The following is a 23,568-nucleotide window of genomic DNA, read 5'->3' as shown; positions in this document are numbered from 1 at the left end:
AGTTTGAGTACTTAGGTTTCCCCTTTAAAACACAGTCTGTAACTTATTTGATTAGGCTAAGTAAAATAATTTTAATTACTAGATAAAAAAACTGCGCATGCTTGCGCAATAAATAATATTAGCAGTCACTCTTTTTTAGCGCACCAAACTATTTCTCACAAGAAATCTATTATTAAATTTAATCGGTATACCTACCCCATCTTTTTCAGCATGAATATGCAAATGAGGTTCACTTGTATTTCCCGAATTCCCAACTTTACCAATCTTCTGCCCTACATTTACTATCTCGTCTTTGCTTACTGTTACACTACCCTTTTGCATATGTGCTAAATAAATAATTGCGTCCGAATTTTCACATGACAAAGCCACAAAATTACCTGTTGCATTTTCCCGGTCTGCTTCTGGTGGTATAAAATCAGGCAACCCATTTTGCGCTTCAACAACTTTGCCGTTACAAGGACTATATAAGTCATCTTCGAAAATATGGTACTTTTCAAGTTCTTTCGGATAAAGACCTTTTGCCCGGAACCCTAATTTATTTACTTTTAAAATATCTATTGCATATTGTTGAGATAGATACGCCTGATGATAGTTCATTTGTACATGATTTCCGCCTTGACCGATATAATAAGTACCCTCTTTAAGTGGAAAAGATAATTTAATCGCTTCCTCATCCGTAGTGTAACTCGTAATGGCAAATACGTTAAAAATACCAAACACAATTAATAGTAATGTGTTAAAACCAAGCGTAAACTTTTGATTGAAAGTGTATTTTATTCTAAAAGGCAGATATCTAATCTTTTTCCATGAAATAATCAAAACAATTAATAGTAAAGCTAAAAAAAGAAAACGGAAATAGTATCCTACCCAACTCCAATTTCCTGATTGGTATAACCAAACAACTAGCGCAGTAGTTGATAGTGCATCTAATAACCATTCCAGCTTACTTTTATATGAAGTCACCCAAAGCACGAATAATAGTATAGCGGGTAAGATAATTAACAAACCTATTGAGAAAATTTGTAGCATTATCATTTGCATCACTCCTCCTAGGAACATATTCTCCGTTGCTATTGATACGTTCTATACACCTGGAAGTTTCATTTAAATGGTAATTAGAAATTTTCACTATATCTTATCAGGATTTTAATAATAAAATTATTGAACAACTAAAATCCCTTAAGACTTTTTTTTCAAATTAAAAAGAAACCCTTCTTAGAAAGGATTTCTTATTATTTGTAAACGACAATAGTACTATTGGTCTTCTATACTGTACACGGCTCACATCAACTCTCTTAATCGCTTTGTTAACACATGAAACTTTTTATCCAATGTATCATATTCTTTATCTTCTTTTTTCATCATGCTTAACTTTCCTAGTACTGCTTGAAGTTCCGTTTCAAGAAGAAGCTGCTCCTCTTCATTCTTATCCGATTGTAAAGCTTTGCTACGGTCTTTCCAGTCTGCAAATGTCATCGGTACCTTGTGTATGGATTGATCTTCGAATAAAAGCAAACCACCCGCCATCCGCTCTGTAAAATATCGGTCATGCGAGGCAAATAAAAGTGTCCCTGGAAAGCTTTCCAGTGCTTTTTCAAGCTCCTCTCTTGAAGGTAAATCGAGGTGATTTGTTGGCTCATCCAAAATTAATACATCTGTCCCTTCCAGGATAAACTGCATCAATTTCACCTTTACACGCTCTCCCATACTCAACGCAGACAGCGGTATCTCCCAATATCGTTTCGAAAAACCTAGATTCCTTAAATTCGTTCGAATCATCCCTTGTTCTTGGAAAGTCTCTGTATGAAAATACTCTTTCATTGTCATATCTAATGGAAGATCGAGCACAGACTGACTTAAATAACCGATTGTCATTCCTTCTGTTTTCCACAAACTACCTTCATACGCCTCTTCCCCAAGCATCATACGAAACAATGTTGATTTCCCTGCCCCATTAAGACCAATAAGCGCAACTCTCTCGCCCGCTTGCACGGTGAATGACACATCTGCAAACAGTTCTTTCCCATCGAATGTCTTCTTAACATCCTTCAACTCAAGAATTCGTCTGCCTTTTTTCTTACGTCCCTTCATATCAAACGAGACCCCAATTTCATCTTTGGGCTGTTCAATACGTTCTTTCTCTAATTCAGACTCCAGTCTTTTCCGCTTGGAACGAACCTGTACATCCTTCTTTTTCGCCTTCATTCGGAAATATTCTTTACCTCCAGCTAAACCCTCACCTTTCTTCCTAGATTCTGCATGCCCCTTCGCTGACCAATTTTCAAGCTGATCGATTTGCCCTTCCACCCGCGCAATCTTTCTTTGTTGCTGTTCATACTGTTTCTGCTGGAGTTCACGGTCTGCTTCTTTCTTCTTCCGATAATCTGAATAATTCCCTTTGTATATCGTCAGTATTCCGTACTCGATTTCAAACACATAATCCGCAATTTTATCAATAAAATACCGATCATGTGAAACAATTATATACGTACTTTCACTCTTATGAATGAGATGAATTAACTCTTCTAAACTGTCACTATCTAAGTGGTTCGTTGGTTCATCAAGAAGTACAAGTTGACTGTTTTCAGCAAGTGCAACTGAAAGACGAATTTTCATCCGCTCCCCACCACTCGCTGATTTATATTCAGTCTGCTCTGGCACTTTCCATTTCCTTCGGTACATATGCGTGTCCGCCTGTTCCCAATTCACTCTGCCTTCATCTTCCTGCTCTTGTCTGAAATACGTAGTAGAAGGCATTTTTTCGTTCCAACTAATCGAACCCGAAGTCGGCAATGTTTCTCCTGAAAGGATTGATAGTAACGTCGTTTTCCCTGCACCATTCGCACCAACAACAGCAATACACGACCCTTCTGGAATATCTGCAGACACCCCGTCAAGAATCACTGTCTCACCTTGCACAAATGTTAATTGATTTAATGTTCCAATAAGCATAAAAATCCTCCTAACCGAAGGGATCTATTACGCCTCGGCGTAATTGCGTCCGGATTTTTTCGAGCGCGCTCGAAAAGCTTCCCTAAAAATCCGTGACATCCGCCGGAGGCTTTATCTGAAATCAGCGGGAGTTTGGACCCTCGCTGGATTCAGATAAAAAAATCCCCCCGAAATATAATCGGAAGGATTAGTCATTGTTCATCCAAATTTAAAAGTTCCCAAAAAACCTCTTGCCCGTGCTAAGAGGAAGGAGGTGATTTGAAAATGGACAGACTAATCCTGTTTCCGTTTGAAAAGTTAATTTTCCGGAATCAAAAGATTAGTTATCCATCGTCCACCCTCAGTCCTTCCTCTTCATCATTACCCACATTATAGCATATTACATTGTGCCCGAAAACAATACTGTTTGATTTGGGTGTAGAAGTATTAAAGAGAATATTATTAGATACAATTTAGTTGTTTGGGAGAAGCACTATAAGAAGGTTAGAAGAATAGTCTACTCGTAAATGATACAATTCTACGTTTTGAATTCAAAAGATAGATTCTTGAAAAATGGGGTAGATATTTCACTAAAATAGATTTAGTCACTTTTAACCAACATCCAAACCCCAACCCGAACAAATCAATCAATGTTACAAGATTTTACACCATAAATAGTAAAAACCTCCCAAGTACTTCAATATCCAGTCAGAACCTAGTACCTACACTGTTTGAACGTCTAAAGCTTTTTGGAAAGTTGGGTATTTTTTAAACATTGCCCATTTAAATCCTTTTATATATGATTGTCAAAAGGGGTGGATATATTTAATGGCTAAAGATCATGAAGACTTTTTTGATAAAGAAAAGCAAAGTACCCAAAAGATTAAAATAGACAGAAAGAATGGAGAACCGACTGCTGCTTTCAAAGGAGCAGCTTTGGCAGCGCTGTTAATTGGCGTGTTAGCATATCTTTTAGGTTTATATAATGCAGCTATGGAACTAAATGAAAAAGGATATTACTTTGCAATTTTAATATTTGGACTCTACTCATCTGTATCTTTACAAAAAGCAGTAAGAGATAAAGATGAAGGGATTCCCGTTACAAGTATCTATTTGGGAATTAGCTGGTTTGCACTTATTACATCGATTTTATTAATGGCTATCGGCTTATTTAATGCAAGTAGTATTGTTTTAAGTGAAAAAGGTTTTTATGGAATGGCATTTGTGCTTAGTATTTTTTCGTCCGTAACAGTTCAGAAAAACGTTAGAGATACGCAGCAGGCTAGAGAAACGGATTAAGATGCCTTTCGTTGTCTTTACAATTTAGTCCCGTTCGATAACAAACAGACCCTCAACTCTAAATGTAGAGTTGAGGGTCTATTTGTTTATGTAATGATTAAACTATGTCATTTCAGAAAAGTATAAACTTAGTTGACATTGTTGATCTTTTAACATATGCTATGAATAACAATTAACAAACCGTTAATTAATAATTAAAGTAATAATTAATTTATTACGTGGGAGGTATTGATGTGCTAAACGACAAATCACTTCAGCAATATGATATTAGTCAATTTAGAACACCCGATGGCTACACATCCGATATCGCAGTTTTCACAATTACATCTCACTATGCGGCTGAATACAAACCTCCAAAAATGACGCTGAAATTAATGTTGATCAAACGGGCTCTATTAAATGCAGAAGGTCACACAAATATTGAAGCAGGAAAATGGGCTTTACCTGGTGGATTCGTTCAAGATGATGAATCTGGTTACGAAGCAGCAAAGAGAGAATTAGAAGAAGAAACCGGCGTTACCAGTATACACATCAAGCACTTTGGGGTATATGACAAACCCGGAAGAGATCCACGTGGTTGGATTATCACGAATGGACATTACGCAATTGTGCCAGAAAACTCCTTACAGAAAAGAAAAGCAAGTGATGACGCGTCGGAAGTTGGATTGTTTTCAATTGGAGATGTTTTAAAGCTAGATTTGGCTTTTGACCATTATACGATTATAAAAGATGCAATCTCTAGAATCACAAGCGACTTACTTCAAACAACAATTGCAAAAAACTTTTTGCCCAAGTATTTTACTTATTCTGAACTCCAAGCGATATTGCTCACAGTTACAACAGACACAGCCATTTCAAGTGATCAGAACTTTGCGCGCAAAATAAAGACACTTCCATTTATTCAATTTGTACCGGATAAGAAAACTCAAAGGACATCTAAGACCCCTACCCAACTATATGAATTCATTGAAATGGAAGTTGTAAAACCTATTTACACGGCTAGATATTAATATTTTATCCGCGACTATTAACAATCCGTTAAAAGGTATTATAAGTTCGTAAACTAATAGGAGGAATTTATTATGAAAAAAGCATTACTTAATATTGATTACACGTATGACTTTGTTGCATCCGAAGGGAAATTGACTTGTGGAGAACCCGGACAAAATTTATCTGACTACATTTCTAACTTAACTCTTGAGTTTATTGAAAATGAAGATTTAGTTGTGTTCTCGATTGATCTTCATGAAGAAAACGACCCTTACCACCCGGAAACGAAGAACTTCCCTCCTCATAACATCATCAATACAAATGGCAGGGATCTTTATAGCGATTTGAAAACAGTATATGAAGCGAATAAACATAAAGATTTTGTCATCTGGCAAGACAAAACAAGGTTTTCGGCTTTTGCTGGAACTGACTTAGAGATTAAGTTACGGGAACGCGGAATTAACGAGGTTCACCTTGTGGGTGTTTGCACAGATATATGCATCTTACACACTGCAGTAGATGCATACAACAAGGGCTTTAAAATTGTAATTCACGAAAACGGGGTTGCCAGTTTCAATCAAGCCGGACACGATTGGGCTTTAGGACATTTTAAAAATACACTTGGCGCAAAAGTCGTTTGATTATATTATGAAGAAACTCTACTTGACTTGAACTGGAGGTAATTGGTTTGAATACTAAGTATAAGGATGACAGTTTAGCACTTCACACTGATTTGTATCAAATTAATATGGCAGAAACATATTGGGACGATGACTACCACAATCAGATAGCAGTATTTGACGTTTATTTTAGGAAACTACCATTCAATAACGGCTATGCTCTATTTGCTGGATTAGAAAGAGTCATTGATTATCTGAAGAACTTCAAGTTTTCGGATAGTGACATTACTTATTTACGTGAGGATCTAGGATTCCAAGAGGACTTCTTGGGTTATCTACAAAACGTCCGTTTTACTGGAACTGTACAATCAATGGTGGAGGGCGAATTGGTTTTTGCAAATGAGCCTATTATGAGAATTGAAGCACCTTTAATCGAAGCGCAATTGATTGAAACTGCCGTGCTTAATATCGTTAATTACCAAACGTTAATCGCAACGAAGGCCTCTCGAATCAAACAAGTCATAGGCGAAGATTCTGCAATGGAATTTGGTACTAGAAGAGCTCAGGAAATGGATGCCGCCATTTGGGGAACTCGTGCTGCTTATATCGGAGGATTTGATGCTACTTCCAATGTTCGAGCAGGTAAACTGTTTGGGATTCCTGTTGCTGGAACACATGCACACTCAATGATCCAAGCGTACCAAGATGAATATACTGCATTTCACAAATATGCAAATCGTCATAAGGATTGCGTATTCCTAGTGGATACGTATGATACGTTAAAATCGGGTGTACCAAACGCAATTAAAGTAGCCAAAGAACTTGGGGATAAGATTAACTTTAAAGGGATTCGTTTAGATAGTGGGGATTTAGCGTACTTATCGAAAGAAGCTAGAAAATTGCTGGATGCCGCTGGTTTTATAAACACGAAGATTGTTGCCTCAAATGATCTTGATGAAGTCACAATTAGTAACTTAAAATCACAAGGCGCTAAAATTGATACATGGGGAATCGGTACAAAGTTAATCACTGCTTTTGATCAACCCGCTCTCGGTGCTGTTTACAAACTAGTTTCAATCGAAGATGCGAATGGACAAATGAATGACACGATTAAATTAAGCAGTAATCCTGAAAAAGTCACGACTCCAGGTATTAAAAATGTCTATAGAATTATCAACAGGGTAAACAATAAATCAGAGGGCGACTATGTCACGCTCGCATACGAAGATCCACAAAATGAAAAACGGTTAAAAATGTTCCATCCAACCCACAATCTTGTTAGCAAGTTTGTTACAAATTTTGAGGCAAGAAATCTGCATACACCTATTTTCGTAAATGGTGAACTCGTTTATACATGTCCCAAGCTTGATGAGATACAAACACTTGTAAAATCTAATCTAAAGCTACTTTGGGATGAATACAAACGTACAATGATGCCCGAAGAATATCCTGTCGATTTAAGCCAGGCATGCTGGGATAATAAAATGAAGCACATCACAAAAGAAAAAACTAAAGTAATGGAATTTACTTCTACCAACTAGGAGGAATGACGATATGGCGAAAATCGGAATTTACGGATCATCTTTCGATCCAATCACAAATGTACACTTATGGACAGCAAGCACGATTGCAAGCAGATGTAAGCTAGACAAGGTAATATTCCTCCCCTGCTCTAGTAAGAGAAGAGATAAAACAATGAATACGGAAGACGAGCACCGTTGGAATATGGTAGAACTCGCCATTAAAAATAATGATAAATTCATTGCTGATGATTTCGAAATGAATCAAGATGCTTGGAAAATTACGACTTATGAAACACTTAAACATTTCAAAGAAAAATATAAAGACGATGAGATATTCTTCATAATGGGTGCAGATCTACTTATTGACATTGGCGCTGGGAGCTGGGGGCAAGCAGAATTATTGATTCAAGAAAACAAGTTTATTGTAATGGCCCGAGATGGTATCAATATGTTACAAGCGATTAGCAAGTCCCCTATTCTCAGAAACAATGATAATGGGAACACCTTCCATTTACTAGATAAAGGATTATCAATGGAGATTAGTTCTACTTATATTCGGGATGAGTTTTCGATGAACGGTGAACCTAGGTATCTTTTACCTGACTCATGCTATTACTATATAAAAGAACATAACTTGTATACGCGCGGTGAATAATAGGAAGGTTTACAATTAGACTTTCATTTATCGTATCAGGTTCTAAAACAATTTAGAGTTTAATAATAACCTGGTACGCGAAATTATTTTACTCAATTATAAATAAGCATCACCCCAATTCAATATTTAGAATTGGGGTGATGCTTATTTACTATATTAAAAACTATCAGATGTAGATGTGAATCAGTTATTCACTATTGCCTGAATAGTACCAAGTTTCCCCTAATTTAATTATTTCAGGAAAGCATTTAATTATTCAAAGTTCTTCTATATACTAAGTTGAGCTTAACAATTTAGTATAATTACATAATAATTCATAACATTTTTATGTTTGAGAGGAGTTCTTCATGAAAACTGAAAAAAGAGGGTTTTTCCAAAAGTTTTTAGATATGATCGAGAAAACAGGTAATCGATTACCACATCCTGTTACTTTGTTTGCTTTTCTTGCAATTTTAGTTGTGGTTTTATCAGCAATAGTTTCATCATTCGGCATCAGTGTCGCCCACCCTGGTAAAGAAGGCGAAATGATTGAGGTTCATAACTTGCTAAGTAGTGAAGGTATCAATTACATCATCACAAATATGACGACCAATTTCATTCAATTCGCCCCACTTGGCGTTGTATTAATTACGATGTTGGGAATTGGACTCGCAGAAGGTTCCGGGTTAATCAGTGCCTTGCTTCGCGGATTTGTCATGTCTGTACCGAACCGTTTAATTACACTCGGTTTAGTATTTGCTGGCGTTATGTCTAGTGTTGCTTCTGACGCAGGATACGTTGTATTGCCACCTTTAGGAGCTGTTTTGTTTGCTGCTCTTGGTAGACATCCTTTAGCTGGATTAGCCGCCGCTTTTGCAGGTGTTTCAGGTGGATTCAGTGCCAACTTATTGTTATCCGGAACAGATGCTTTACTAGGTGAATTAACCATTATGTCTGCTGCCATTATTAATCCTACCTATGCTGACGGGATGAATATTGCGATGAACTATTATTTCATTGCATTTTCTGTAGTTATACTTACACTAGTCGGTACTTGGGTAACAGAAAAAATTGTTGAACCACGTCTAGGAGAATATAACGGTGAATACCGTGAAAAAGTTGAAAAGTTAAATGCAATAGAAAAGAAAGGTCTAATTTTGGCTGGTATTTCGGTTGTCATCGCAGGAATTCTAGTTGCCTTGCTTGTCATTTTCCCAGGTGCACCACTGCGCGGGGATGAGGCAGATATGCCAATCATTAAATCACCATTCATGAAGTCTCTTGTGCCAATCATTGCATTCCTGTTCTTTGTACCAGGACTTGTATATGGAAAAGTAACAAAAGAGATTCGAAACGACAAAGACGTAGCTGCCATGATGGCCTCTACAATGTCTGCAATGGGTATGTTCATTGTCTTGTCTTTCACAGCTAGTCAATTTGTTGCCTTTTTCTCTGAATCAAATATGGGATTAGTATTAGGCGTATACGGTGCGAACTTCCTCGAGAGTATTAATTTAAAAGGAATTCCATTGCTCTTATTATTTATTCTCATTGCAGCCTTCATCAATCTGTTCATTGGAAGTGCTTCCGCAAAATGGGCGATGATGGCACCGATATTTGTACCGATCATGATGCAGCTTGGTTATTCTCCGGAATTAACGCAAATGGCTTATCGGGTCGCAGATTCTTCTACAAATATTATTTCTCCGCTAATGACATATTTTGCAATCATCATTGCATTTGCGCAGAAATACGATAAAAAAATGGGCATTGGAACACTAGTAGCCGTCATGTTCCCTTACTCCATGTTCTTCTTATTATTCTGGAGTTTGACACTTGTAATTTGGTTGTTATTCGGCTTTGATTTAGGTCCTGGTTCTCCGGTTTATTACAACAACTAAATTTTTGTTATTAGTGTATTCAACAAAGAGTAACAAGGCTATACAGGAGTTCAGTATAAACTGACTTTCTGTAATAGCCTTGTTTTTTACTTATTTATTTTTAGGATATGAAAAAGTGATATTTTCGGAAAGAGAAAACGTTCATTTCTATATAATAAAAACACTTATTTCTGTTACTTTAAACTATACAATGTCATTCCTTTCCATCTTTGAATCTAATGATCCCAATATACTAAAATATAACCATGCAACATAAACTTACTTAGGTTACACTAAATAAATAATAAAATAAAAGGACTTTATATGAGGAGTAACAAGACATGAAAACAATGATTCAAACTATTTTCCAACGCTATTGGAATCCTTATGTCGTACTGCTCATTGCTGGATTTCTCAGCGCTTTGTACTTCGGCCTTACTTCAACCGTTTGGGCTGTAACCGGTGAATTCACTCGACTTGGAGGAGATATTCTACTGCTGTTCGGGGTTGATATTTCCGACTGGCAATATTACGATATGGTACACCTAAAAGGAACGACCTGGAGCCGCCCCGATGGCTGGATTGTCTGGGGTATGTTTATCGGTGCTCTAATGATGGTGTTATTAAGTAATAACTTCAAAATTCGTCTTCCGAAACAGAAACGCCGCTATATTCAAGGACTTGTCGGCGGTATTATTGCTGGATTCGGTGCACGTTTAGCGCTTGGCTGCAACTTGGCTGCGTTCTTCACAGGTGTCCCACAATTCTCTCTTCACTCATGGATCTTCATTGTTGCGACTGGAATCGGAACCTTTTTCGGAGCAAAACTGACCAAAATGCGTTGGTGGAAAGGTCGCCTTACCTTAACGAAAGGTGCAGCAAAACCCTCTAAGGTTAAAAATCACGTTATTCAGCCTTATGTTGGCGGCGCAATCGCAATTATCTACATCAGCCTAATTATCTACTTCTTTGCAACTGGACAAAAACTGCTTGGTTTAGGTGCGCTATTTGGTCTTGCCTTTGGAATTCTTATTGAACGCGGACAAATCTGCTTCACCTCAGCATTCCGTGACCTGTTTCTCGTTGGACGTAGTATTATGGCAAAAGCAATTATTGTCGGAATGGCCGTCAGCTCTGTTTTAACTGTCATTATTATTTCAATATATGACTTAACACCAATCACCCAAATCGCTGCACTTAGCACATTTGTCGGCGGCGCGTTGTTCGGGCTAGGCATTGTCATGGCGTCTGGTTGTGAAACTGGAATGATGTATAGATTAATGGAGGGCCAGGTTCTTTTCCTACCAGTCTTCGCCGGCAATATTATCGGCGCAACCTTCCTTGCTTATGCGTGGGATCATTTAGGTGTTTATAATGTATTGGTCAAAGGCGGCTCAAAAATCAACCTATTGGATTCTTTGGGTCCTATCGGCGCTATTCTCGCAACACTCGCAATGCTAGGCGTACTTTATGCCTTAACGATATATAGAGAAAAACACTATCATCGTATTTTGGAACTAAAAAGAGGAGTGAAAGAACATGCAAGCTAATAAGGAAGCTGATTTTACGCTGGATCTTCGCGGAGAATCTTGTCCCTATCCAGTTATCTATACACTAGAGGCACTAGAAGGAATGAACAAAGGAGAACTTTTACTAGTTATCACAGATTGTCCTGGCTCCTTCCGCAATGTTCCTGAAGAAGCAATTGCCCATGGATATACATTTGCACAAGAGCCCGTTAAGAATGGACAGGAATATCTATTTTATATTTATGCGTGAGTAAGAGCAGGGGCCATTAGTGGGCACCTGCTTTTTTTATTCTTGAGGAAATTCATAGTATGGGATACGTGTATAAAAGTGATTATGAATACTACACCAATTAGAATGTTAAAAAATACTTAGTGTTGGAATTAACATGTTTTTCTGTGCTATAAATCCCGTATAATGTTTTACTTGAATTGAAGACCAGTCACAAATGGTGTAGCTTCCATCTTACGCCCCTCTCGAACCTCATTTTCTTCTCTCCTGATTTACAATTATCTTATAATAAGGACTGTAAACAATCCGCCAATGATTTTATTGTTAATCAATCAAAACTTTTTAAGTACAAAGCCCGTCAAATTACTAGAACGTGTTCGCGACATGTTAAAAATTAGAAAAGGTGATAACTTTGTCATGACAAAAACAGAAAAATTTAAACTCATAGAGGAATTTATATTAGAAAATCGAGAATCCCATTATCGACTTGCATACAGCTATGTTAGAAATAAAGAAACTGCGCTCGATATTGTACAAGATTCTATAGTCAAAGCACTTAATTCAATTGATCGTCTCGAGGAAATCGCCTATTTGAAAACGTGGTTCTACCGAATTATTATCAATACTTCCATTGATTTTATTAGAAAACACCAACGGGTTACGGTAATGGATAATGAAATTCTGAGTGTGCACTTGCCGCAGTTAGAGGATGAAATGACTGATATGGATTTGCAAGATGCCATTGATCAGCTACCTCCAAAATATAAAACACTGATTATTCTCCGCTTTTTCGAGGACTTAAAAATCGAGGAGATTTCAGCGGTAACTGGACTAAATGTCAATACCGTTAAAACTAGGCTCTATAGTGCATTAAAAAAATTACGCATTGAAGTTGGAGGAGATTTAAAATTATGAAAAGAATAGATAAGTTAAAAAAAGATTATGACGAAATAGAAATTCCATCAGAGTTGGAAGATGTCGTAAAAAAATCCATTCGTCAGGCAAAATCAGCACAGAAGAAACGCCCAATTCTAAAAAAATGGTCGATTGGTGCCGCTGCAGCGGCTGCTTTATTTATTTGTAGTATCAACATGAGTCCAGCTATGGCACAATCAATGGCAAATATTCCTGGTTTAGAAGCCATTGTGGAAGTTTTCACTATTCAAAGATTAACTGTAGATGAAAAGACATATCAAGCCGAACTAGCTACACCCGCGATTGAAGGTTTAGAAAATGAAGAGCTACAGTCTACATTGAATGATAAATATATCGAGGAAAATAAAGCACTCTTCGAACAATTTGAAGAAGAAGTTGCTGAAATGAAAAAATCAGGAGACGGTCATCTTGGACTTGACACCGGCTACGAAGTGCTGACAGATACCGCTCAACTTCTATCGATTGCTCGTTATTATGTAAATACTGTAGGCTCCTCTTCAACAACGATGAAGTACGACACAATCGATAAACAGCAGAATATATTAATCACACTTCCAAGTCTTTTTAAAGATGACAAATATATAGATACAATTAGTTCATATATATCAGGGGAAATGAAGCGACAAATGTCGATAGATGAAGAGGTCTCTTATTTCTCGTTTGATGGATCCGAATTGGACTTTGAAGTCATTAATCCTGAGCAAAACTTCTATATTACTCCTAATAATAAACTCGTTATTTCATTCGACAAATATGAAGTCGCACCTGGTTACATGGGGATCGTAACGTTCGAGATTCCGTCGGATATACTGGAAAATTTGTTGTTCAGTGACACATACATTAACTAATCATGTTGAATTTCAAAGTAGCAAACACATTTATATGTTTGCTACTTCTACAAAATATATAGAAAACGGAAGTGTCTAAACGGCCAACAGGAGGATATAATCACGATGAAAGAAACGGAAAGTATACATAGCAAACGAAGAAAGAAAATAAGAATACATTTCATGCTAATCCTGCTAACTTCTGCTCTATTTATCAGCATTATTGTAGGAAAATCGTATGCCGCTGATGGAAAAAATATCAAGCAAAATGTCACCGAGAGAGTAGAGCCCACAATTAGCCAAGATAATGAAAGTAGCAAACAAGATTTGACCGAGGAAGTAGAAGCCCCAACCACACCAGATAAAAAACAAACTGAAAAACAAACAAGCGCAGAAGAAGAACCTTTAGGCAAAGTGGTCTACCTCACTTTTGATGATGGGCCTAGTAAACTAACTGACCAATTTCTAGAAGTTTTACAAGAGCAAGATGTGAAAGCGACCTTTTTCATGCAAGGGAGTAACCTGAAAAAGGAGAATCTCCAAGAAAGCGTGAAACGCGCAATAACGGAAGGACATTATATCGGCGGCCATAGCATGACGCATGAATTCAATACATTATATAAAGATAACCAGTTTGTGCCTGAGATGACTGAAACGTTAGCTCTAATTCATGAGCTTACTGGTACAAATCCCAGTTTAGTTCGCTCTCCTTATGGTTCCGTACCGGGATTGAACAGTGAACAGCTTCGCAATCAAATTGTAGAAGCAGGCGTTCATGTTTGGGATTGGACAATTGATTCAAATGACTGGGCGTTAAAAGATAATCCAACACAAATTATAGAAAATATTAAAAGTGGTACAAATGCTGACAGAGAAGTTGTGCTGATGCACGAAAAGCCACAAACTTTGGCGGCACTTCCAGGAATCATTGCATTTTACAGAGAACAAGGATATAAGTTTGTCGTATATAATGAAGCTAATCATTTCGTCCTCAATTTCCAGAATGATATACGGATGTAAATTCTTGATTAATGGTACCAGGTTCTAAAATAATTCGGAATTCAATGAGAAACTGGAACCTAAAACGATACTTAAAAGAGATTGATGATATTTTCAAGTTTATCTTTCTCTTATTAGTTCATCACTTTTTATATTAACTCAATGATTTCGTTCTTTTTTTGCAGTTCCCTCCCTATAAAAATATCATCAGAACAGACCAAAATTCTTCATCAAACTTTTAATGTTGCTCTATTATCTGTAGTAAACCAAATTTCGGGATTAGCTATCTTTTCCCCCATCAACTAGAAATCCGGACTCTTCTACTTAAACAATATCAGCTGCTAATAAGAGAACCAGGTTCTTTTCCTACCAGTTATCTATACACTAAAGGCACTAGAAGGAATGAACAAAGGAGAGCTTTTACAAGTCATCACCGATTGTCCTGGCTCCTTCCGCAATGTTCCTGAAGAAACAATTGCCCATGGATATACATATGCACAAGAGCCTGTTAAAAATGGACAGGAATATCTTTTTTATATTTATGCGTGAGTAAAGTTGGGTCTATCTTGCAGGTACAGTGGTTAATTTTTAAAAACATAAAAAAAGAACGCTAATTCGAATATGAATTAGCGTTCTTTAAATTAAATAACATTTCACAAAACAGGCGAAAGAAGACGAGAAACACCCTCTTTAAACTTAATAAGGAGTGACCTTTCCGCGTACCGTTCCGGTGTTAGTTGCGAACTTAAATCGATGTCTTTTAAAAACAGTTCATGTAATTGCTTCGCTACTTTTTCATCATAAACAATAGCACTTACTTCAAAGTTCAGCCTGAAGCTTCGGGTATCAATATTCATCGTCCCAACCGCTGCTACTTCCTCATCAACCACGATTGTCTTCGCATGTAGGAAACCATTTTCATATAGTAAAATCTTCGCACCATAGTCTAGTAAATCTCCGGCATATGCCCAAGTTGCCCAATACACGAATGGGTGATCTGGCTTACTTGGAATCATGATCCGTACATCCACTCCTGAAAGTAAAGCAATTTTACAGGCATCCATAAAGCTTGTATCTGGAATAAAATACGGCGTTTGGATATAAACACTCTTTTTGGCAGACAATATAAGTTTAATGTACATAATCTTCAAGTGTTCAGTTTCAGAGTCTGGGCCACTTGAAACGATTTGAATTGGACTTGTACCGCCTTGTTTCTCATGCTGAAATGAATATTCTCCCCACTCACCAGGTTTGTTATTCCCAGCCTGATGCCAATCCAAAATAAACTCTCCTTGAATATGGTTGACGGCATCTCCCACTATCCTAAGATGAGTATCCCGCCAATATCCAAACTTTTCATTAAGCCCAAGGTACTCATCACCTACATTGAACCCACCAATATAAGCAATTCTTCCATCGATAATGACAAGTTTCCGGTGGTTTCTATTGTTAATTCTGAAATTCACTAATCTAAATAACGACGGAAAGAAAAATTCGACTTTGCCGCCCGCAGCTCGTAACTCGTCATAAAACTTTGGCGGTGTTTTCTTTGAGCCAACTTCATCATAGAGGAGTCGTACTTTAATACCTGCTTTTGCTCTTTCAGTTAAAGCATCTCTAATTCTTTTACCCAAAGCGTCTGGTTGGATAATGTAGTATTGAATATTTATCTCTATTTGTGCAGATTTAATATCCTCTACTAACGCATCGAATTTCTGATGTCCATCATCAAAAATTGCAAGGTCATTATCATAGGACAAAATGGCATCGGATGAGTTAAGATTCATTTGAATCAATTCAGCATGCTTTTTTAACAATGGAGAGTTTTGAATTCTCTCGACATTCTCTGCTGAAAATTGTTTTTCAACTTCCGATTCAATAGACGCTCTTTCTCCATCTGTAAGTTTATAAAAGTTTTTCTGTTTCAGATTCCGTCCGAGAAATAGATATATGAAGAAACCTACAATAGGAAGGAACACTAACACCATTATCCAAGCCCACGTATTTCCAATATCCCGCCTTTCAAAAAACAAAACACCCCCAATTAGAATGACGTTGATAACTGTGGTAATTGATAAAATCAGGGTAATTAAGTTTCCTATTTCCAATACTATCACCATCCTTTTATTACAATTGTAAATGTAGCAAGGATCTAAAACAATTCTGAGATTAATGAGAATGCGATATCCCCTAACAAAATACTTCTAGATAAGCCACCCGCCCGAATAAACTATTATTATAGGACAACTATTTATTGTTTATCCGAAAGAGATGCCCCATGAAACCAGTAATTCTAGCTGAAAACCCATCAAAAGTGAAAGCCTACGAAACAAAATGGGCAGATCGTTTTGGCATCAACGAATTGGGTTAAGCCAAAAACATGCGGATCTACACGATTTGTGTTTTTTTACTTTACTTTGAATTTAGTTCCAGTGGCTATGGCATGAGTTACCTGTACATAAGAAATAGAGTTTTTTTTGAAATAATAAAAATTCCCTTTCTCATGACTTATTGTATAATTGACAGCCATAAATACAGTCCGATTAGTGTAATCAGTAGTGTTGGGACCGTTAAGATAATACCGATTTTAAAATAGCTACCCCAAGAGATTTTCACACCTTTTTGAGACAGTACATGCAACCATAGTAAAGTGGCCAAAGAACCGATTGGTGTAATTTTCGGACCTAAATCCGACCCAATGATATTTGCATAAATCAAAGCCTCGCGAATTGGACCTGTCGTAGTTGTTTCTGATATAGCTAATGCGTTAATCATAACCGTAGGCATATTATTCATCAGTGAAGACAATATTGCTGCAATAAAGCCCATCGAAATCGTCGCGACAAAGAGTCCTTGATTTGCTGCCACTTGAATGACATCTCCCAATACACCTGTTAAGCCAACATTACGCAATCCGTAGACGACAACGTACATGCCAACAGAGAAGAATACGATAGCCCAAGGCGCTCCTTTTAGCACTTGCTTCGTTTGAACAGCAGGACTTCTTTGTGCCATCATCATAAAGAATATAGCAGTGATTCCAGCAATTATTGAAACAGGAAGTCCTGTAAATCCACTAGAGAAATACCCGATGAGCAATACGCTTAATATCACCCAAGCTAGTCGAAACATCTTTATGTCTTTAATAGCATCCTTCGGTCGTTTTAAATCTGATACTTCATAGTTTTTAGGAATATTTTTACGGAAGAATAATAACAACACTAAAATACTAGCAACTAATGCAAATAAATTTGGGACAATCATTCGGGATGCATACTCGACAAAACCAATTCCAAAAAAGTCTGCCGAAACAATATTAACTAAGTTACTCACGACTAATGGTAACGAAGTCGTATCTGCAATAAACCCACTGGCAATAATAAATGGGAAAATCATTTTTTCATTGAAATTCAAATTTCTTACCATTGCAAGCACAATTGGCGTTAGTATAAGGGCGGCCCCATCGTTTGCAAACAAAGCAGCAACGACTGCACCTAGAAGACTGACGTAAATAAACATTCGAATACCGCTACCTTTGGCTAATCTAGCCATATGTAGGGCAGACCACTCGAAGAATCCAATTTCATCTAAGATTAATGAGATGATTATGATGGCGATGAAAGCAAGCGTAGCATTCCATACAATCCCTGTTACATCAATTACATCTTGAAAATTTACTACTCCTACTAACAATGCGATTATCGCACCAATGCAGGCAGACCATCCAATCGATAAGTTTCTAGGCTGCCAAATAACAAAAATTAGAGTGATTACAAAAATCAATGATGCTGTTATAACTGAAACCAACGTACTTTCTCCTCCTTATTCACAACAAACTCGAAGCCCTTGTGCTTCTAGTTCAGCGATTGATTCATTCTGCTCCGGTAGATGTTCAAGGATGCTATGAATAAACGGGTAATCTTCATGGTTTTCATTAATTGAGAAGAAAATCCATTGACCTTTGCGTTCTTCTTTTACCAACCCAATATCTCTAAGTTTACGCAAGTGCTGGCTAATCGCCGGCTGACTCATTTTAAAAATCTCAACAAATTCACACACACAGCATTCGTGTGACTCAAGTAACTTCATCATCGTCAAACGAGTAGAATCACCAAGTAATTTTAATAATTGCGAAGCACGATGAATATCGATTGTTTCTGACTTATTCATCTAACATCCCTCCATTTAGTTATTATTATATAAACATATGCTTATATAAGCAAGTGTGTTATTTTGTTTTAAAAAACCTCTAATAGATTTTCTTTTCATACTGAAGATCTTACCGGCTGTACTTCATATTAACGTTACCTAACTTTAAAACTAACATCTGATTTCTCTAAATCCAGAACCTACAATATTTATCCACCTGACATTACCCACTAGCCCCCCACCCCCAAATAAGCTATCATTATAGAACAACTATTTATTGTATAACCGAAAGAGGTGCGCCATGAAACCAGTAATCTTAGCTGAAAAACCATCTCAGGCGAAAGCGTATGCGGACGCTTTTTCTGTGCGCCGCCACGAGGGCTATTTGGAGATTTCACCATGCCCTACCTTTCCAGACGGTGCATATATTACGTGGGGTATCGGCCATCTCGTTGAATTAAAAGAACCGAAAGCCTATGATCCGAAATGGGCAAAGTGGGCACTCACTAATTTACCTATTCTACCAGACCGCTACGAGTTCCAAGTCGCAAAAGGTAAAAGTAAGCAGTTCGCCATTGTGAAAAAGTTAATTAAGGGCGCAGATACAGTCATTAATGGCTGTGATATCGACCGTGAAGGATCCAATATCTTCTATAGTATATTTAATCAAACAGGTGCGAAAAATAAAACGATTAAGCGGCTTTGGATTAATTCTCTTGAAGCTGACGAAATACGAAAAGGATTTTCAAATCTTCGTGATAATCAAAAGGATTTACTCATGTACGAAGAAGCAAAATCTCGTCAAATCAGTGATTGGCTTGTCGGCATGAACGGTTCCAGACTCTACACGCTTTTATTACAGCAGCAAGGCCTTCAAGATGTCTTTTCTATTGGACGCGTTCAGTCCCCTACGGTTTACTTAATTTATCAAAGACAAATGGAGATCGAAAAATTTGTCTCTGAACCATTTTTTGAAATTGAATCTACTTTCACGGCTGAGCACGGGACATATAAAGGGAAAGCCAAAGCAAAAGAAGCGAAAAAAGAAGATATTGTTGCCCTTCTCAGAAAGCATGCGCTAAGTCCGAAATCACCTGGAATTATTACTTCTGTCAAACATACCGAAAAAAGAACGCCGCCACCCCAGCTACATGCGTTATCAACCTTACAGGCGACGGCGAACCGATTGTGGAAGACAAGTCCAGCAGATGTACTTAAAATAGTGCAGGGTCTTTATGAAAAGAAACTTGTAACCTATCCACGTACCGATACTCGGCATATTACAACGAGCGAATTTAATTATTTGTTGCCACAAGTAGATGCGTACCAACAGCTTATAGGTCATTCATTCCAGGTAGCTTCATCTACACCTAATAAGCGTTATGTTGATAATGCAAAGGTTCAAGAGTTATCTAGAGTATAATATACGTATGTAGTTAAAGTATCTTAAGAATATAGATGCTTATTTTTTTAACTTAAAACACTAAATATCTATATAAGAATTTTAAAGTCTTTAAGGTATTTAGAGATAAGGGGTGGAGTATGGCAAAAGTTATTAAATTTAAAAATGAAAACTCTGATGATCTTTATCTTTTAACTTCCAATAAAGGTGTACCCTTTCTTTATCCGAATAAATATTTGAAGTTCTTGAAAACTATAAATATGGCATCAAACACTATTAAGTCCTACGCTTATAGATTGAAGTTATATTGGGATTTTATTGAACTAAATCAGATAGATTTTAAAAATATTTCAATGGAGGATTTAGTGAAATTTATAGGATGGCTGCAAGGTAAATCCAATATTAATGCAAAAAAGAGGCAACCTAGCACTATAAATTACAACGTTATGGCAGTTTTCGGTTTTTACAATTACTTGGAAAGATTTCATTCGGAAATACTTGAAAGTAAGTTGGACTTTTATTCCAATTCAAACAAAAAGTATGCCTATAAATCTTTTCTAGAACACACAAAGTCCAGTGTTAAATATAAATTAAATGCTATAAAACTGAAAGAAACAAAAAAACCATATAAAAAATTATCTGAAGGACAATTAAATCAAATATTCCACTCCAAATTAAATATAAGAAATATGCTGCTAGTAAGTGTGCTTTATGAATCTGGTATAAGAATTTCGGAGGCATTAAACATTAAACTTGAGGATATCGATCTGTCTGATAAAAAAATAATGATAACCAAATCTAAAACACCATCAGGCGAAAATAGATTAGTTTATCTATCAGCAGAAACAATCAATTTATTGCAGGATTATATATATGAGGTGCACGAAAAAAATAACTTTGATAGCGATTATTTATTTTTAAAGTTAAGTGGATTTTCTAAAGGCCAAGTTTGTGATTATGAAACCATAGATGCGTTTTTTAGGGATTTATCAAAAAAACTAAAATTCAAAATTACCCCTCATATGTTTCGACATACCTTGGCTACCGAACTTCACGAAAATGGTGTTGAAATATCAATAATTAAAGCTTTGTTGGGGCATAAGGATGTTCAAACAACTATGAACATGTATATTCATCCTTCAGAAAAATCCATCAGAGAAGAATACAACAAGGTAGTTCTAAATAGAGAGAGGAGTTATATAAGATGAACCCTGAAACTGTTAGAAAACAAGATATTATTGAAGATTTTTTTAACCATAATTCATGTTTTAAACCTGATCTTTGGCATAGTGATGAAATGAAGGTAGCAAAAGAATCCATTAGACCAGTGAATCGTTCTAGAAATAAAATAGACTTTACAATATGTAACAACTTTTACATAAAGGAAGAGATAAAATATTATTTCGGGAGAAATCTCAAGGAAAGTTTGTATTCTGTCATTACTATATTCGAAGGAAAAGCCCATCACTTAAGACGGATGTTAAGATTTCTAGATAAAAGATACCCTCAGATAAAAACTGTTTTAGAAATTCCTAAAGAAGAGTTAATGTTAAGATATACAAACTACTTAATCGACTCTGGTATTAAAGTTAAAAGCATAAACAAGAAAACAAAGAGTGTAGCTGTTACACCACCCGTTTCATTAATGAGCACATTTTATAATTATATATATGACGTGTTTGACCAGACACCTGAATATGAAAAAGATATTTGGGATGGAAAAAAATTACCCATAGAATTGAACTATACTAATACAGGCACTAAAAGAATAAAATTCACAAAAGTAAATCAAGTACACAAAGAGTTAGTGAAAAAATACCTATACACCCGGATTGTAGAATTACAAAACCTAACTTTTTCAATTGGGATCCGATATCTTCGCGAAATTACCCTGTTTTTGAATTTCTTGAATAATAATTATCCAAATTTACTATTACAAGATATTGACCGTAAACATTTAGTAATGTATTTACAATATATAAAGAGCAAAAAAATATTAAACAAAAAAACTCGTGAGAAAATAACAGCTACAAATGTTTATGTAAGTAGTAACCTAACGATAGTAAGAAAGTTCCTTACAGACTTGAAAATTTTCGACTGGAAAGAAGCACCACTCCAACATATTGAAGCTTTATTTCTACCAAATGATAATCCACGTCGCACTAGAAGTCAGAGCTATGATAACCCCAAGTATATTCCAGACTATATATGGGACCAAGTCGTTGAAAATATTCATTTAATTGGCGATAGATATGTACCAATTATCTTAATTATTGAAGGAACAGGGTTTAGAGGTACTGATGTATTAGGATTAAAGATTAATTGCTTAGAAAGAGATAATAAAGGTGATTATTGGTTAGTTGGAGATCAAAGGAAAGTAAATTATAAAGATCACAAAGTTCCTATTTCGGTAGAACTAGCCGAAGTTATTATGTCTCAGCAAGAGATATGTAAACAAAATTCAACTTCTGAAAATAATCCAGATGGCTATCTTTTTGTCTCTTACCGAGGTCCACGAAAAGGAAAACCACAAACCACAGCAAGTCTTTCTACTGTTTTAAATAATTTTTCAAAAAAAGCAAATATAAGGGATGTTAACGGTGAAATCTATAGATTTAAAAATCATGGGTTTAGACATAGATATGGTGTAACGCTTATTAACAATGGTATGAGTATCGTGCACGTGCAAAGATTAATGGCTCATGCTTCACCTGAAATGACATTAGCCTATGCGAAAATACATGACCAAACCTTAAAGGAAGCTTATTTTAAAGCGAAAAGTAAAGATGGGGTTAGATTTGATATAGAAGGTGCTTTAGTCAAATCTAATATTGATGAACAAGCTTTGGCAAATGATTTAGAATTAGAATGGGTTAGACATAATTATGATTCAATACGAATGGATCATGGAATGTGTATTAAAAGCACAAAAATGAAGTGTGATTATGCGGAAAAAGTCATAGAACCCCCATGTATTGCAAATAATTGTAGAAGTTTTCATGTAGACAGTTCCTTTGGTGATTACTATAAATCTCAAATAGTTGCTCTAGAAAGTGATATACAAATTTACGAAAAAAATGGCCATGTGCGATCATTGGAGTTTGCTAATAAAAAGATTCAAAACTATAGAAAGATTTTAAATGAAATTACTGAAAACCAAAATGTAAGTGGTATGCCAAAAGAAAGACGTGAATATGTGGGAGAGGAAAGAGTAAATAGTGGCCAATAAAAAACCAAATACATCTAAAATTATCTCTTTAGCTAAGCAAAAGTCTTATGATACAGAGAAAAAAGTGTTCGAAACTATTAAAAGCATGATTAGAGAGAAAAAAGTAATCAATTACAATACAGTGTCGCAAGAAAGTGAAACCTCCAAATCCTTCCTATATAAAAATGATGGGATTAGGAAAAAAATAGATATGCTCAGAAACGACCAATCCAAATTAAAAAGTGTAGTCAATCATAAACCAAATACATCGGATAAATCCAAAGATATCATAATTGAATCTTTAAAATTTAAAATTGAACGTTTGATAAAAGAAAACAAAGAATTAAAAGAAGCTCTAGCAAGCAAGTATAATGATTTCTATGAAGATTTATAATTGTAATAATGAACTTTC

The 23,568-nt window shown here is 36.2% G+C and carries 21 protein-coding genes; 16 read left to right on the top strand and 5 right to left on the bottom strand.

Translation table 11 applies throughout. The annotated features are described in order from the left end of the window. Positions 1 to 135 precede the first annotated feature (135 nt). A complete protein-coding gene (locus tag AC3RV6_RS00855; RefSeq protein ID WP_489747597.1) occupies positions 136 to 1,035 on the bottom strand; it encodes a M23 family metallopeptidase in 900 nt (299 codons plus the stop codon). Between the two features lie 246 nt (positions 1,036 to 1,281). Further along, positions 1,282 to 2,952: a ribosomal protection-like ABC-F family protein gene (gene abc-f / locus AC3RV6_RS00850; protein ID WP_489747596.1), complete on the bottom strand. Its 1,671-nt coding sequence runs from the start codon at positions 2,950 to 2,952 to the stop codon at positions 1,282 to 1,284. 807 nt (positions 2,953 to 3,759) lie between these two features. Between abc-f and yiaA the strand changes: the two genes are divergently transcribed. From yiaA to AC3RV6_RS00790, 12 genes are all read left to right on the top strand, one after another. Then, positions 3,760 to 4,230, top strand: coding sequence for an inner membrane protein YiaA (yiaA, locus tag AC3RV6_RS00845; RefSeq protein WP_489747595.1), 471 nt, complete (start codon positions 3,760 to 3,762; stop codon positions 4,228 to 4,230). A 233-nt stretch (positions 4,231 to 4,463) separates the two neighbouring features. Then, entirely contained in the window at positions 4,464 to 5,240 is a 777-nt protein-coding gene (locus AC3RV6_RS00840) for an NUDIX domain-containing protein (protein WP_489747594.1), read from the top strand. 72 nt (positions 5,241 to 5,312) lie between these two features. Then, positions 5,313 to 5,861 carry a cysteine hydrolase family protein gene (locus AC3RV6_RS00835; RefSeq protein WP_489747593.1) on the top strand — a complete coding sequence of 183 codons (549 nt, stop codon included), beginning with the start codon at positions 5,313 to 5,315 and terminating at the stop codon, positions 5,859 to 5,861. Positions 5,862 to 5,908: 47 nt separating this feature from the next. Then, positions 5,909 to 7,381, top strand: coding sequence for a nicotinate phosphoribosyltransferase (locus AC3RV6_RS00830; protein WP_489747592.1), 1,473 nt, complete (start codon positions 5,909 to 5,911; stop codon positions 7,379 to 7,381). Positions 7,382 to 7,394: 13 nt separating this feature from the next. Next, positions 7,395 to 8,018 (top strand): nicotinate (nicotinamide) nucleotide adenylyltransferase, encoded by a 624-nt coding sequence (nadD, locus tag AC3RV6_RS00825; RefSeq protein ID WP_489747591.1) that lies wholly within the window; start codon positions 7,395 to 7,397, stop codon positions 8,016 to 8,018. 347 nt (positions 8,019 to 8,365) lie between these two features. Beyond that, a complete protein-coding gene (locus tag AC3RV6_RS00820; protein ID WP_489747590.1) occupies positions 8,366 to 9,898 on the top strand; it encodes an AbgT family transporter in 1,533 nt (510 codons plus the stop codon). A 320-nt stretch (positions 9,899 to 10,218) separates the two neighbouring features. Next, the gene (yedE, locus tag AC3RV6_RS00815; RefSeq protein ID WP_489747589.1) at positions 10,219 to 11,427 is read left to right on the top strand and encodes a selenium metabolism membrane protein YedE/FdhT; all 1,209 of its coding nucleotides are present in this window, start codon (positions 10,219 to 10,221) and stop codon (positions 11,425 to 11,427) included. Further along, complete coding sequence (yedF, locus tag AC3RV6_RS00810; protein ID WP_489747588.1) at positions 11,417 to 11,656, top strand: sulfurtransferase-like selenium metabolism protein YedF; 240 nt, start codon at positions 11,417 to 11,419, stop codon at positions 11,654 to 11,656. The genes yedE and yedF overlap by 11 nt, the downstream gene beginning before the upstream one ends. Before the next feature lie 396 nt (positions 11,657 to 12,052). Further along, positions 12,053 to 12,550, top strand: coding sequence for an RNA polymerase sigma factor SigV (gene sigV / locus AC3RV6_RS00805; protein ID WP_489747587.1), 498 nt, complete (start codon positions 12,053 to 12,055; stop codon positions 12,548 to 12,550). Next, a complete protein-coding gene (gene rsiV, locus AC3RV6_RS00800; protein WP_489747586.1) occupies positions 12,547 to 13,419 on the top strand; it encodes an anti-sigma-V factor RsiV in 873 nt (290 codons plus the stop codon). Before sigV ends, rsiV begins: the two co-directional genes overlap by 4 nt. Positions 13,420 to 13,524: 105 nt before the next feature. Further along, complete coding sequence (locus tag AC3RV6_RS00795) at positions 13,525 to 14,418, top strand: polysaccharide deacetylase family protein (RefSeq protein ID WP_489747585.1); 894 nt, start codon at positions 13,525 to 13,527, stop codon at positions 14,416 to 14,418. A 354-nt stretch (positions 14,419 to 14,772) separates the two neighbouring features. Beyond that, positions 14,773 to 14,946 (top strand): sulfurtransferase TusA family protein, encoded by a 174-nt coding sequence (locus AC3RV6_RS00790; RefSeq protein ID WP_489749147.1) that lies wholly within the window; start codon positions 14,773 to 14,775, stop codon positions 14,944 to 14,946. Positions 14,947 to 15,050: 104 nt separating this feature from the next. On the opposite strand, the gene cls is transcribed toward AC3RV6_RS00790, so the two are convergent. The 3 genes from cls to AC3RV6_RS00775 form a co-directional block, all read right to left on the bottom strand. Continuing rightward, positions 15,051 to 16,505, bottom strand: a complete 1,455-nt coding sequence (cls, locus tag AC3RV6_RS00785) for a cardiolipin synthase (protein ID WP_489747584.1) — start codon at positions 16,503 to 16,505, stop codon at positions 15,051 to 15,053. A gap of 400 nt (positions 16,506 to 16,905) precedes the next feature. Further along, positions 16,906 to 18,204, bottom strand: coding sequence for an arsenic transporter (locus AC3RV6_RS00780; RefSeq protein WP_489747583.1), 1,299 nt, complete (start codon positions 18,202 to 18,204; stop codon positions 16,906 to 16,908). 15 nt (positions 18,205 to 18,219) lie between these two features. Further along, positions 18,220 to 18,567, bottom strand: coding sequence for an ArsR/SmtB family transcription factor (locus AC3RV6_RS00775; protein ID WP_489747582.1), 348 nt, complete (start codon positions 18,565 to 18,567; stop codon positions 18,220 to 18,222). 280 nt (positions 18,568 to 18,847) lie between these two features. Between AC3RV6_RS00775 and AC3RV6_RS00770 the strand changes: the two genes are divergently transcribed. From AC3RV6_RS00770 to AC3RV6_RS00755, 4 genes are all read left to right on the top strand, one after another. Then, positions 18,848 to 19,969 carry a DNA topoisomerase gene (locus AC3RV6_RS00770; RefSeq protein ID WP_489747581.1) on the top strand — a complete coding sequence of 374 codons (1,122 nt, stop codon included), beginning with the start codon at positions 18,848 to 18,850 and terminating at the stop codon, positions 19,967 to 19,969. 119 nt (positions 19,970 to 20,088) lie between these two features. Further along, positions 20,089 to 21,156, top strand: coding sequence for a tyrosine-type recombinase/integrase (locus tag AC3RV6_RS00765; protein WP_489747580.1), 1,068 nt, complete (start codon positions 20,089 to 20,091; stop codon positions 21,154 to 21,156). Continuing rightward, on the top strand, positions 21,153 to 23,177 hold the full coding sequence (locus AC3RV6_RS00760; protein WP_489747579.1) for a tyrosine-type recombinase/integrase: 2,025 nt from the start codon (positions 21,153 to 21,155) through the stop codon (positions 23,175 to 23,177). Before AC3RV6_RS00765 ends, AC3RV6_RS00760 begins: the two co-directional genes overlap by 4 nt. Further along, positions 23,167 to 23,550: a DUF6262 family protein gene (locus AC3RV6_RS00755; RefSeq protein WP_489747578.1), complete on the top strand. Its 384-nt coding sequence runs from the start codon at positions 23,167 to 23,169 to the stop codon at positions 23,548 to 23,550. Before AC3RV6_RS00760 ends, AC3RV6_RS00755 begins: the two co-directional genes overlap by 11 nt. Positions 23,551 to 23,568 lie beyond the last annotated feature (18 nt).

It is taken from the genome of Sporosarcina sp. So3-204 (genome assembly GCF_058068165.1).
The sequence above is the reverse complement of the archived record's forward strand: the minus strand, read 5'-3'. Positions and strand labels throughout refer to the sequence as shown.